This window comes from Streptomyces sp. NPDC018029 (assembly GCF_044327655.1).
Lineage (GTDB): Bacteria > Actinomycetota > Actinomycetes > Streptomycetales > Streptomycetaceae > Streptomyces.
The window spans coordinates 160615-172658 of record NZ_JBIRFV010000011.1 but is presented as its reverse complement, the minus strand read 5'-3'; the positions used below and the strand labels follow the sequence as shown (position 1 = coordinate 172658).

Annotated in this window: 14 protein-coding genes; 11 read left to right on the top strand and 3 right to left on the bottom strand. The window is 71.1% G+C overall.

Annotated elements, in window-relative coordinates:
* Nucleotides 1-38: 38 nt before the first annotated feature.
* Nucleotides 39-224, bottom strand: a complete 186-nt coding sequence (gene rpmB / locus ACH4D5_RS30820) for a 50S ribosomal protein L28 (RefSeq protein WP_016642993.1) — start codon at nucleotides 222-224, stop codon at nucleotides 39-41.
* Between the two features lie 239 nt (nucleotides 225-463).
* Between rpmB and ACH4D5_RS30815 the strand changes: the two genes are divergently transcribed.
* From ACH4D5_RS30815 to mutM, 9 genes are all read left to right on the top strand, one after another.
* Nucleotides 464-2179, top strand: coding sequence for a DAK2 domain-containing protein (locus ACH4D5_RS30815; RefSeq protein WP_398308728.1), 1716 nt, complete (start codon nucleotides 464-466; stop codon nucleotides 2177-2179).
* Nucleotides 2180-2248: 69 nt separating this feature from the next.
* Nucleotides 2249-4459 (top strand): ATP-dependent DNA helicase RecG, encoded by a 2211-nt coding sequence (recG, locus tag ACH4D5_RS30810; protein WP_398308726.1) that lies wholly within the window; start codon nucleotides 2249-2251, stop codon nucleotides 4457-4459.
* A gap of 53 nt (nucleotides 4460-4512) precedes the next feature.
* Nucleotides 4513-5106 (top strand): 16S rRNA (guanine(966)-N(2))-methyltransferase RsmD, encoded by a 594-nt coding sequence (gene rsmD, locus ACH4D5_RS30805; protein ID WP_398308724.1) that lies wholly within the window; start codon nucleotides 4513-4515, stop codon nucleotides 5104-5106.
* Nucleotides 5107-5132: 26 nt separating this feature from the next.
* Entirely contained in the window at nucleotides 5133-5612 is a 480-nt protein-coding gene (coaD, locus tag ACH4D5_RS30800; protein WP_398309013.1) for a pantetheine-phosphate adenylyltransferase, read from the top strand.
* A 111-nt stretch (nucleotides 5613-5723) separates the two neighbouring features.
* On the top strand, nucleotides 5724-6812 hold the full coding sequence (locus ACH4D5_RS30795; RefSeq protein WP_398308722.1) for a cell division initiation protein: 1089 nt from the start codon (nucleotides 5724-5726) through the stop codon (nucleotides 6810-6812).
* 101 nt (nucleotides 6813-6913) lie between these two features.
* Nucleotides 6914-7624, top strand: coding sequence for a YceD family protein (locus tag ACH4D5_RS30790; RefSeq protein ID WP_398308720.1), 711 nt, complete (start codon nucleotides 6914-6916; stop codon nucleotides 7622-7624).
* 2 nt (nucleotides 7625-7626) lie between these two features.
* Nucleotides 7627-7800 carry a 50S ribosomal protein L32 gene (rpmF, locus tag ACH4D5_RS30785; RefSeq protein WP_026165248.1) on the top strand — a complete coding sequence of 58 codons (174 nt, stop codon included), beginning with the start codon at nucleotides 7627-7629 and terminating at the stop codon, nucleotides 7798-7800.
* Nucleotides 7801-7807: 7 nt separating this feature from the next.
* Entirely contained in the window at nucleotides 7808-8638 is an 831-nt protein-coding gene (gene rnc, locus ACH4D5_RS30780; protein ID WP_362998121.1) for a ribonuclease III, read from the top strand.
* Between the two features lie 149 nt (nucleotides 8639-8787).
* A complete protein-coding gene (mutM, locus tag ACH4D5_RS30775; RefSeq protein WP_398308717.1) occupies nucleotides 8788-9648 on the top strand; it encodes a bifunctional DNA-formamidopyrimidine glycosylase/DNA-(apurinic or apyrimidinic site) lyase in 861 nt (286 codons plus the stop codon).
* Here mutM and ACH4D5_RS30770 read toward each other — a convergent pair.
* The gene (locus ACH4D5_RS30770) at nucleotides 9621-10001 is read right to left on the bottom strand and encodes a winged helix-turn-helix transcriptional regulator (protein WP_398308715.1); all 381 of its coding nucleotides are present in this window, start codon (nucleotides 9999-10001) and stop codon (nucleotides 9621-9623) included. The two genes, mutM and ACH4D5_RS30770, sit on opposite strands and share 28 nt — an antisense overlap.
* Before the next feature lie 92 nt (nucleotides 10002-10093).
* A complete protein-coding gene (locus ACH4D5_RS30765; protein ID WP_398308713.1) occupies nucleotides 10094-10975 on the bottom strand; it encodes a CAP domain-containing protein in 882 nt (293 codons plus the stop codon).
* Nucleotides 10976-11104: 129 nt separating this feature from the next.
* Here ACH4D5_RS30765 and ACH4D5_RS30760 point away from each other — a divergent pair, with 129 nt between their 5' ends.
* Nucleotides 11105-11386 (top strand): acylphosphatase, encoded by a 282-nt coding sequence (locus ACH4D5_RS30760; RefSeq protein WP_398308711.1) that lies wholly within the window; start codon nucleotides 11105-11107, stop codon nucleotides 11384-11386.
* 402 nt (nucleotides 11387-11788) lie between these two features.
* Complete coding sequence (locus ACH4D5_RS30755; RefSeq protein ID WP_362998111.1) at nucleotides 11789-11992, top strand: hypothetical protein; 204 nt, start codon at nucleotides 11789-11791, stop codon at nucleotides 11990-11992.
* Nucleotides 11993-12044: the final 52 nt, after the last annotated feature.

Here is a 12044-nt window from a genome sequence, read left to right as displayed (position 1 = left end):
CGGCTGATTCAGCAACCAGCTAGGTGGCCGCGCTGGCGTCAGCGCGAGACCTTGCCGGCCTTGATGCACGAGGTGCAGGCGTTGAGGCGCTTCGGCGTCCCGCTCACCACGGCACGCACTCGCTGGATGTTCGGGTTCCAGCGACGGGGCGTACGGCGGTGCGAGTGCGAGATGTTGTTGCCGAAGCCCGGCCCCTTGCCACAGACGTCGCAGTTGGCAGCCACGGGTCACTCCAAAGACTTCAGATGCACTTACGGTTAAACCCGGCAGGCCGGGATCAGTGCAATGATCGAAGTGGCGTTGCCAGGAGGAATGGCCCGATGCGTATCGGGCAACCGAAGCAGCATACAACGACTGCTTCGGTTCCACGAAACTACCACGCCCGGCCCGGCCCCCGCCCCGGGCCCCTCGTTCACCGTGGGTCTACGCTGCGTCCATTCCGCATGGTCAAGGAGGCGAACAGGTGCCGCAGAACCTCGACGCGGTCGCGGTGCGCGCCTGGTGCCGACTGGCTCTGGACGCCCTCGGCAGGGCCCGCGAGGAGATCGACTCCATCAACGTCTATCCGGTCGCCGACGGAGACACCGGAACGAACCTCTATCTGACCGTGGAGTCCGCCTCACAGGCCGTCGACGCGGCGTTCACCGGTCATGAGCCGGCTCTTCCCTCGCTGGCCGAGACCGTGCGCGCGATGGCCCACGGAGCGCTCATCGGGGCCCGCGGGAACTCGGGCACGATCCTGTCGCAGCTGCTGCGGGGCATGGCGCAGGTCATCGGCGGCGACGAGGGCGAGCGGGGCGGGGAGGCCGGCGACGGCGACCCGCGAAGTGACGCGGATCACGCCGACGGCCGGTCCCTGGAGCGCGCGCTGCGACAGGCCGCCGACGCCGCCTACCAAGCGGTCGCCCACCCGGTCGAGGGCACGGTCCTGACGGTGGCCACCGCGGCGGCCGAGGCGGCCGCCGGTACGGACGGCGACTGCGGGGCCGTGGCCAGGGCCGCGTACGACGGGGCCTGCGCGGCCCTGGAGGCGACACCCGGGCAGCTGGCGGTGCTCGGCCGCGCCGGGGTGGTGGACGCCGGTGGCCGGGGGCTCGTGGCGGTCCTGGGGGCGCTGGTGGGCGCGCTGTCGGGCCGGACCGTCGCCCCCAGGAGCACGGCAGCCGCCCACGCGCGCGTGGAGGCCACCGAGGCGGAGGCCGTCGAGGTGGAGGCCGCCGAGTGTGAGGACCCGCCCGGCGAGGAGAGGGGCGAGGAGGGCGGCCCCGCCTTCGAGGTGATCTACCTCCTGGAGGCGGACGACGCGGCCGTCGCCCGGCTGCGGAACCGGCTCGACCGGCTCGGCGACTCGCTCGTCGTGGTCGGCGGCGACGGCCTGTGGAACGTCCACGTCCATGTCGACGACGCGGGAGCGGCCGTCGAGGCGGGCGTGGAGGCGGGCCGCCCCCACCGCATCCGGATCACCCACTTCGGAGTGGGCGACGCGCACACCACGGCCCAGCCGCCCAGGGAGCGCGCGCAGCGGGCCATCGTCGCCGTCGTACCCGGCGAGGGCCTCGCGAGCCTCTACACCGAAGCCGGGGCGACCACCGTGCCCACGCGCGTGGGGGAGCCGCCCGCCAGCGGCGAACTCGTCGACGCGATCCGCCGGGCCCACGCGCGCGAAGTGGTCCTCCTGCCCAACGACGCGGAGCTGCGGCACACCGCGGCCGCCGCGGCGGCACAGGCCCGCACGGAAGGCGTGCGCGTCGCGCTGATCCCGACCCGCTCCGCGGTCCAGGGCATCGCGGCACTCGCCGTGCACGAGCCGGACCGCCGCTTCGACGAGGACGTCGTCGCCATGACCTCGGCGGCCGGCGCGACCCGGTACGGCGAACTGGCCGTCGCCGAGCGGCAGTCCTGGACCATGGCGGGCATCTGCCAGGCCGGCGACGTGCTCGGCCTGATCGACGGCGACGTCGCGGTCATCGGCTCCGAAGTGGCCCGCACCGCCGCCTCGGTCCTCGACCGCATGCTGTCGGCGGGCGGCGAGATGGTCACGCTCGTACTCGGCGAATCCGTGCCGGACACCGTCGCGGAGCAACTGGAGAAGCACGTACGCGAGACGTACCTGGCCGTCGACACAGTGGTCTACCGCGGCGGCCGCCAGTCGGCACTGCTGCTGATCGGCGTCGAGTGACCCCGGCCGCACACCGCTGAGCCGCAGTTCGGGGGTACCTGCGCCCTGATGTCAGTGGCGTGGTGTGCAATGGATCTCGTGCCCGCGCTCGAAGAACCTCTGAAGAAAGTGGTCGGTCCCGCCACCGCGAAGGTGATGGCCGAGCACCTCGGCCTGCACACGGTCGGCGACCTCCTGCACCACTACCCCCGGCGCTATGCCGAGCGCGGCGAGCTCACCCGGCTCGCCGAGCTTCCGCTGGACGAGCACGTCACGGTGGTCGCCCAGGTCGCGAGCGCACGCATCCTGAAGTTCAACGGCGGCCGGGGCCAGCGCCTCGAGGTCACCATCACCGACGGCAGCGGCCAGGTCCAGCTCGTCTTCTTCGGCCGCGGCATCCACAAGCCGCACAAGGACCTGCTCCCCGGCACCCGCGCGATGTTCGCCGGCAAGGTGTCGGTCTTCAACCGCAAGATGCAGCTCGCCCACCCGGCGTACGAACTGCTGCGCGGCGACGGCGACGAGGCGGGCGAGACCGTCGGCTCCTGGGCCGGCGCCCAGCTGCCGATCTATCCGGCCACCGCCAAGCTGGAGTCCTGGAAGATCGCCAAGTCGGTCGACATGGTCCTGCCCAGCGCCCAGGAGGCCGAGGACCCGCTGCCGCCCGCCCTCCGCGACGGCCGGGGCCTCATCCCGCTCCCCGAAGCCCTCCTGAAGATCCACCGCCCGCACTCGAAGGCGGACATCGCCGCCGCCCGCGACCGTCTGAAGTGGGACGAGGCCTTCGTCCTCCAGGTGGCCCTCGCCCGGCGGCGGTACGCGGACGCGCAGCTGCCCGCCGTCCCCCGCAGGCCCAAGGCGGGCGGCATCCTCGACGCCTTCGACGCCAAGCTGCCCTTCACGCTCACCGAGGGCCAGGAGAAGGTCTCCAAGGAGATCTTCGACGACCTCGCGACCGAACACCCGATGCACCGCCTGCTCCAGGGGGAGGTCGGCTCCGGGAAGACCATGGTCGCCCTGCGCGCCATGCTCGCCGTGGTGGACGCGGGCGGGCAGGCCGCGATGCTCGCGCCCACCGAAGTCCTCGCCCAGCAGCACCATCGCTCCATCGTGGAGATGATGGGCGAGCTGGCCGAGGGCGGCATGCTGGGCGGATCCGACCAGGCCACCAAGGTCACCTTGCTCACCGGCTCCATGGGAGCGGCGGGCCGCAGGCAGGCCCTGCTCGACCTGGTCACCGGCGAGGCCGGCATCGTCATCGGTACCCACGCCCTGATCGAGGACAAGGTGCAGTTCCACGACCTCGGCCTGGTCGTCGTCGACGAACAGCACCGCTTCGGCGTGGAGCAGCGCGACGCCCTGCGCGGCAAGGGCAAGCAGCCCCCGCACCTCCTGGTCATGACCGCCACGCCCATCCCGCGCACGGTCGCGATGACGGTCTTCGGCGACCTGGAGACGTCCGTCCTCGACCAGCTCCCCGCGGGCCGCTCGCCTATCGCCAGCCATGTCGTCCCCGCCCAGGACAAGCCCCACTTCCTCGCCCGCGCGTGGGAGCGCGTGCGCGAAGAAGTGGAGAACGGCCACCAGGCGTACGTGGTCTGCCCCCGCATCGGCGACGACGCCGACGAGCCCGGGGACTCCAAGAAGGCCAAGAAGAAGGCGGAGGACGAGGCCACCGCCGAGAAGCGGCCCCCGCTCGCCGTTCTCGACGTCGCCGAGCAGCTCGCCCACGGCCCCCTCCAGGGGTTGAAGGTCGAGGTCCTGCACGGCCGCATGCAGCCGGACGACAAGGACGCGGTGATGCGCCGCTTCGCCGCGGGCGAGACCCAGGTCCTGGTCGCGACGACGGTCATCGAAGTCGGGGTGAACGTCCCGAACGCCACCGCCATGGTGATCATGGACGCGGACCGCTTCGGCGTCTCCCAGCTGCACCAGCTCCGCGGCCGCGTCGGCCGCGGCTCGGCCCCCGGCCTCTGCCTCTTGGTCACCGACATGCCCGAGGCCAGCCCCGCCCGCGGCCGCCTCGGCGCAGTCGCCTCCACGCTCGACGGCTTCGAGCTCTCCCGCATCGACCTGGAGCAGCGCCGCGAGGGCGACGTACTCGGCCAGGCCCAGTCCGGTGTCCGCTCCAGCCTGCGCATGCTCGCCGTCATCGAGGACGAGGAGGTCATCGCCGCCGCCCGCGAGGAGGCGGTCACCGTGGTCGCCGACGACCCCGAGCTGGAGCGGCTGCCCGCGCTGCGCACCGCCCTGGACGCCCTGCTCGACGCCGAGCGCGAGCAGTACCTCGACAAGGGGTGACGCCGCCGTACGCCATATCGTGGGATGACCACCGTCCAGCCAGAAGGAATCAGATGACCCGCGTGATCGCCGGCACGGCCGGCGGACGCCGCCTGGCCGTCCCGCCGGGCAACGGCACCCGCCCCACGTCCGACCGCGCGCGCGAGGGCCTCTTCTCCACCTGGCAGGCCCTCCAGGGCACGCTCGACGGCGCCCGCGTCCTCGACCTGTACGCGGGCTCCGGAGCCGTCGGCCTGGAGGCGCTGTCCCGCGGCGCCGCACACACCCTGCTCGTCGAGGCCGACGCCCGGGCGGCCCGCACCATCCGGGAGAACGTGAAGGCGGTGGGCCTGCCCGGCGCCGAGGTGCGGGCGGGCAAAGCCGCCCAGATCGTCGCCGGCGGCGCCCCCACCACCCCGTACGACCTGGTGTTCCTCGACCCTCCGTACGCCGTCACCGATGACGATCTTCGGGAGATCCTCCTCACACTCCGCTCGGAGGGCTGGCTCACGGAGGACGCGCTCGTCACCGTTGAACGCAGTACAAGAGGCGGTGTCTTCGGCTGGCCGGAGGGTTTCGAGGCCCTCAGGTCCCGTCGCTACGGCGAAGGGACGTTTTGGTACGGTCGCGCCGCCTCTACGTGCGACGACTCAGTGATCGCGCCATGACCGGACCGGAGAGCGAGGGACTCACGATGCGCCGCGCCGTCTGTCCGGGGTCTTTCGACCCCATCACCAATGGACACCTCGACATCATCGCCCGCGCCTCCAAGCTGTACGACGTGGTGCACGTCGCGGTGATGATCAACCAGTCGAAGAAGGGCCTCTTCGAGATCGAGGAGCGGATCGAGCTGATCCGCCAGGTCACCGCCGACTTCGGCAACGTCGAGGTGGAGTCCTTCCACGGCCTCCTCGTCGACTTCTGCAAGCAGCGCGACATCCCCGCCATCGTCAAGGGCCTCCGCGCGGTCAGCGACTTCGACTACGAACTCCAGATGGCCCAGATGAACAACGGCCTCTCGGGAGTCGAGACCCTGTTCGTCCCGACCAACCCCACCTACAGCTTCCTCTCCTCCTCGCTGGTCAAGGAGGTCGCGGCCTGGGGCGGCGACGTGGCGCACCTGCTGCCGCCGATCGTCCACGAGGCCCTGGTCGAACGCCTGGGCAAGAAGTGACCCACCCGCACGGGCGCTGACAGCTCGTCACCCGGTGTCGGGCGGGCGGCCACTGGCCTTACAGTCGTCCCGTCCGTCTCCCAACCAGCTGTAGAGAGTGGCGAGCACACGGTGGACGTGCAGAAGAAGATCGACGAGATCGTCCAGGCGGTCGGCAGCGCCCGGTCCATGCCCATGTCGGCCTCGTGCGTGGTCAACCGCGCCGATCTGCTCTCGATGCTCGAAGAGGTGCGCCAGGCACTGCCGGGCTCCCTCGCCCAGGCCCAGGAGCTCATCGGCGGCCGCGAGCAGCTGGTCGAGCAGGCCCGCCAGGAGGCGGAGCGGATCATCGAGAGCGCCCACGCCGAGCGCGGCTCCCTGATCTCCGACACCGAGGTGGCCCGCCGCTCCCAGGGCGAGGCCGACCGCATCCTCGCCGAGGCCCGCCAGGCAGCCGATGAGGTCCGCGCCGAGGCCGACGACTACGTGGACAGCAAGCTCGCCAACTTCGAGGTCGTCCTCACCAAGACCCTCGGTTCGGTGGGCCGCGGCCGCGAGAAGCTCCTCGGCACCGGACCCGGCCTCGACGAGAACGGCTACGAGGACGAGGACGCCCCCGAGCGCAGCCACGACCCGGAGACGCTGCGCCGCAACGCCGACGCGTACGTCGACGCCAAGCTCGGCGCCTTCGAGGCGGTCCTCGCCAAGACGCTGGAGGCCGTCGGCCGCGGCCGCCAGACCCTGCACGGCCGGGCGCCCGCCGACGAGCTCGGCACCCTGGGCGAGGGCACCGCCACCCAGGGCCACACCACCGACGCCGAATACCTGGCGGACCTCGCGGGACCCTCGGCCGCCGCGAAGGCCGTACCGCCGCAGCCCGCCCCGACCCCGCCGGTCCAGGCCCCACCGGTGCAGGCCCCGCCGATCCCGCCCCAGCAGCCCTACGCGCCCCCGCAGCAGCAGCCCGACCCGTACGGCTACCAGCAGCAGGACCAGTACGCGTACCAGCAGCCGTACGGCCAGCAGGATCCGTACGCGTACCAGCAGCATGATCAGCACGGCCAGCACGATCAGTACGGATATCCGCAGCAGGGCTACGACCAGCAGCCCCGGTACGACGACGCGCCGGCGCAGGCACCCGCCGCGCTCGAAGAGGCCAGCCTCTTCGACACGACCATGATCAGCGCCGAGCAGCTGCGCCAGTACGAACAGGGACGCTAGCGGCCCCGCGGTACCGGATTGGGCCGAGAGCGAAAGGTCAAGTATCCTGGCTCTTCGGTCGCGCATACGTCCGCGACCCAGGCTGCCCACCCGAGCCTCACATGTGCGGCATCAGTGCGGTGGCCCCCTTGAACTCCCCGGATTCGAAAGCAGGAAAAACCCTGAGCACGCGCCTTGACCACCGAAACCCCCTCGTGTTCGACACACACGAGCTGGGTCGGCGTCCTGGTGCCATGCAGCGGGTGACCCGCGAGATCGAGGCGCCCGGTCCGCCGAGCGCCTTCGGTATCGAAGGGGTCATCGGAGTGCCGCAGGGCGCCCCGGTCCAGCTGGAGGTCCGTCTCGAGTCGGTCATGGAAGGGGTGCTTGTCACAGGCACCGCCCGTGCCACGGCCGAGGGGGAGTGCGTAAGGTGTCTGGAGCCGCTCGAGCTGGAGCTCGACGCGGACTTCCAGGAGATGTTCTCGTACCCTGACGCCGACGACCGGGGCCGCAGCGCGGAACCGGCCGACGACGCCGAGGAAGACGAGGACAGGCTCTGTCTCGAGGACGGCATGTTCGACCTCGAGCCTGTGCTGCGTGATGCGGTGGTGCTCGCACTGCCGATGCAGCCGGTGTGCCAGGAAGACTGTCCGGGCCTGTGCTCCCAGTGCGGGGTACGGCTCGCGGACGACCCGGACCACCACCATGACGCCGTCGACATCCGTTGGGCGGCATTGCAGGGACTCGCTGGCACCATCCAGGACGGCGAGAAGGACGAGATGAGCGGCGCCGAAGCGGAAGCGGGCGTCGACGAGAAGCAGGAGAAGTAGCCGTGGCTGTTCCGAAGCGGAAGATGTCGCGCAGCAACACGCGCCACCGCCGGTCGCAGTGGAAGGCTGCGGTCCCCACCCTGGTTTCGTGTGAGCGTTGCCAGGAGCCCAAGCAGCAGCACATCGCGTGCCCGAGCTGCGGCACCTACAACAAGCGCCAGGTCCTCGAGGTCTGAGCGGCTGGTGAGAGGCACCGTGTCTAGCCCCAAGAAGGCGGAAGACGCCAAGAAATTGGCGGAGACAACGGCCTCGTCCCACACGCTTCTGGAAGGGCGGCTCGGGTACAAGCTCGAGTCCGCCCTTCTGGTGCGCGCGCTGACCCACCGTTCGTACGCGTACGAGAACGGCGGCCTGCCGACGAACGAGCGTCTGGAGTTCCTCGGTGACTCCGTGCTCGGCCTCGTCGTCACGGACACGCTGTACCGCACCCACCCCGACCTGCCCGAAGGCCAGCTGGCCAAGTTGCGGGCCGCGGTGGTCAATTCGCGTGCGCTGGCGGAGGTCAGCCGCGGCCTCGAACTCGGCTCCTTCATCCGGCTCGGCCGGGGCGAAGAGGGCACGGGAGGCCGGGACAAGGCATCCATCCTCGCCGACACCCTTGAAGCGGTGATCGGCGCGGTCTATCTGGACCAGGGTCTGGACGCTGCGGGTGAGCTGGTGCACCGGCTCTTCGACCCGCTGATCGAGAAGTCCTCGAACCTGGGCGCGGGCCTGGACTGGAAGACCAGCCTCCAGGAGCTCACCGCGACGGAGAGCCTCGGCGTGCCCGAGTATCTCGTCACGGAGAGCGGCCCCGACCACGAGAAGACCTTCACTGCTGCCGCCCGCGTCGGAGGCGTCTCGTACGGCACCGGCACCGGCCGCAGCAAAAAGGAAGCGGAGCAGCAGGCCGCCGAGTCCGCCTGGCGCGCCATTCGCGCGGCAGCGGACGAGCGCGCCAAGGCGGCTGAGGCCGCGGCGGAAGCGGAGGGGACCGCCGACACCCCCTCGGCTTCGGACGCCGCTCCGGCCTGACACCTTCTTCCCTTGTGAGCCCCCGCGGGACCTCGGTCCTGCGGGGGCTCACGCGCAGGCCCCGACGGTGCCGAGGGGGCGTCACGGCCGCCGTGGGCCACGCGATACGCTGCCGATTCCCACCCCCGCGCACCCCGTCGAGGAGCCCCGTGCCCGAGCTGCCCGAAGTCGAAGTCGTCCGGCGCGGCCTCGAGCGCTGGGTCAGCGGGCGGGTCGTCTCGGACGTGCAGGTCCTGCATCCGCGTGCGGTCCGGCGGCACGTGGCGGGCGGCACCGACTTCGGCGACCGGCTCGCGGGGCACCGGATCGGGCTCGCGCAGCGGCGCGGCAAGTATCTGTGGCTGCCCCTCGCCGACTCCGCGCAGTCGGTCCTCGCCCATCTGGGCATGAGCGGTCAGCTGCTGGTGCAGCCGCACGACGCCCCCGACGAGAAGCACCTGCGGATCCGCGTCCGCTTCGCCGATGCGCAGGGCACCGAGCTCCGCTTCGTCGACCAGCGCACCTTCGGCGGGCTCTCGCTCCACGACAACACCCCCGACGGGCTCCCGGACGTGATCGCGCACATCGCGCGGGACCCGCTGGACGACGCGTTCGACGACGAGGCCTTCCACGTCGCGCTGCGCCGCCGGCGTACGACGATCAAGCGGGCGCTGCTCGACCAGTCGCTGATCAGCGGCGTCGGCAACATCTACGCGGACGAGGCGCTGTGGCGCGCGAAGCTGCACTACGAACGGCCCACCGGCACCCTCACGCGCCCGCGCACCGCCGAACTCCTGGGCCACGTGCGGGACGTGATGAACGCGGCCCTCGCCGTCGGCGGCACCAGCTTCGACAGCCTCTACGTCAACGTGAACGGCGAATCAGGCTATTTCGACCGGTCCCTGGACGCCTACGGCCGGGAGAACGAGCCGTGCCGCCGCTGCGGCACCCCGATCCGCCGACGCCCCTGGATGAACCGGTCCAGCTACTTCTGCCCGCGCTGTCAGCGGCCGCCGCGCGCCGCGTCGTAGGCCTCCCGGGCCCGCAGCACGTCGTCCTGCCGGCTCTCCACGAAGCGGATCAGGGCCAGCAGGCGCTCGGCGACCTCGCGGCCCAGCGGAGTGAGCCGGTAGTCCACGCGCGGCGGGTTGGTGGGCTGTGCGTCGCGGTGCACGAGACCGTCGCGCTCCAGCGCGTGCAGGGTCTGGGAGAGCATCTTCTCGCTCACGCCGTCGACGCGGCGGCGCAGCTCGTTGAAGCGGAAGGTGCCGTCGTGCAGCGCGCCGAGGGTGAGCGCGCCCCAGCGCCCGGTGACGTGCTCCAGCGTGCCCCGCGACGGACACTGCCGGGAGAACACGTCGTACGCCAGGTCGGTGGATTCCATGCCGACACGATACGCCCACACAGCGCTTTCGAATAGTTAGCGCTGACTGGCAGGGGCGAGCCCGGAAGGGTTGGACTCAGAAGGGGCCGGGTTCAGAAGCCGAAGTCCTGCGTCCACCACGGGCCGCCCGGGGCGAAGTGCGCGCCGACGCCCAGGGTCTTGTAGTCGCAGTTGAGGATGTTGGCGCGGTGGCCCTCGCTGTTCATCCAGGCGGCCATCACGGATCGGGCGTCGGCCTGGCCGCGGGCGATGTTCTCGCCGCCCAGGTCCGCTATGCCGGCCTTCTCGGCGCGGTCCCACGGCGTCGCGCCGTCCGGGTCCGTGTGGTCGAAGAAGTCCCGCTCCGCCATGTCGGCGCTGAAGTCGCCGGCCAGCGCCGCGAGCCGGTCGTCGGCCCGCACCGGCCGGCAGCCGACCTTGGCCCGCTCCTGGTTGACCAGCGTGAGCACCGCGGCCTCCGCGGCGCTCTCGCCGGACGACGACTGCGAGCTCGCCGGGGGAGCCTTGGGCTTCTCCTCGGGCGTACGGGACGGGGGCGGCGTCGGCTTCTCGGCGGGAGCAGGCTTCTTGGTGGCCTGCCTCGACGGCTTCTCGGACGGCGTCTTCGAGGGCTTCGGGTCGGCCTTGGAGGGGGTGGACCTCGGCGTCTCGGAGCGGTGGGTGCCACGGCTCGGCGACGGTTCGGCGCGGTCGGCCTCGGCGCCCGAGCCGCCCTGGGCGTCCACCTCGGTCGGGACAGCCGCCGAACGCACCTCGCCTGGCTCGCCCCCGCCGCCGAGGCGGTAGTTGTCGCTGCCCGGGAGCACGCCCGCGGCGACCGCGACGGCGCCCATCGCGACGGCGGCGGAGACCCCGAGCAGCCCCGTGCGCACCGGGGTGGCGGCGCGGCCCCTGCGGCGGTGCGACACCGTCCCGGGGTGGTCCTCAGGGGTGGCGGCGGCCGGTCCAGCGCCGGAGCGTCGGTGGCGTCCCATCTCCTGGCCTTTCGTTCCTGCGATCAACGTGACTCACTCGTATGAGTGAGGCTCATCGATTCGGGACTGTACGCGATGACGCATGGGGACGAAGTGCTCCCAGAGCAATTGGCCGGTTAGCGTGCACTCATGAACGATGACGTGCGACTCACCGCCTGGGTGCGGGGACGCGTGCAGGCCGTGGGATTCCGCTGGTTCACGCGGGCCAAGGCGCTGGAGATCGGCGGCCTGAGTGGTTTTGCTCTCAATCTGGAGGACGGCCGCGTGCAGGTCGTCGCCGAGGGCCCCCGGACCGGCTGCCAGGAACTGCTCGACTGGCTCCGCGAGGGCGACACACCCGGGCGAGTGGACGGTGTCACCGAGATCTGGGACACACCACGTGGCATATACGAGACCTTCGCCATCCGGTGACCGTGACCCGCGGGAACGCGGTGAGGAGCGAGCGGCATGGCGCCGGACGTGTGTCCCGGGCAACTGCCTGAGGCAGAAAAAGCCTGGTGGTTGCCAAGAAGGGCTTGCCGTGGCAGGCTCCCCGAGTAAGGATGATCTCCACGCCCCCAGGGCCCCGAAGGAGTAGCAGCGCCGCCCGTTCAGAGGCCGCGCGCCCCCGGGTCGCCCGCCAATACGGGGCGTGATCGTGTTGACCGTCAAACTTTTTGGTGAGACTCTGGAAGCCCCGCGCACCTTAGCTGTTTGGCATGTGAGAACGGCCAGCAAGACCCAGCGAAACAACAAGTGCCAAGCACCGCGGGTGCGAATCCCTCACGACCCACACCGCTTCGGTCGGTCACTCAGTGTGGAGGACCATCCATCATGGCAAAGGCGCTTCTCGGTTACGTCGGCGGCAGCGACCCGCGACTCCTCGCCGAGATGCGACGGCTCCAGCAGCGCGTCCAGGACCTGGAGTCCGAGCTCACTCGGATCCAGGCAGAGAACGACGCGCTGGCGGCTGCCGCTTCTCACGAATCGCTCCTGGAGAGCATCGACGTACCCCAGGCGGAGCCTGCGCTCACCTGATCCCTATCCGATGACGAACATATGGGCCTCGCCTTGTCGTAAAGGCCCGTAC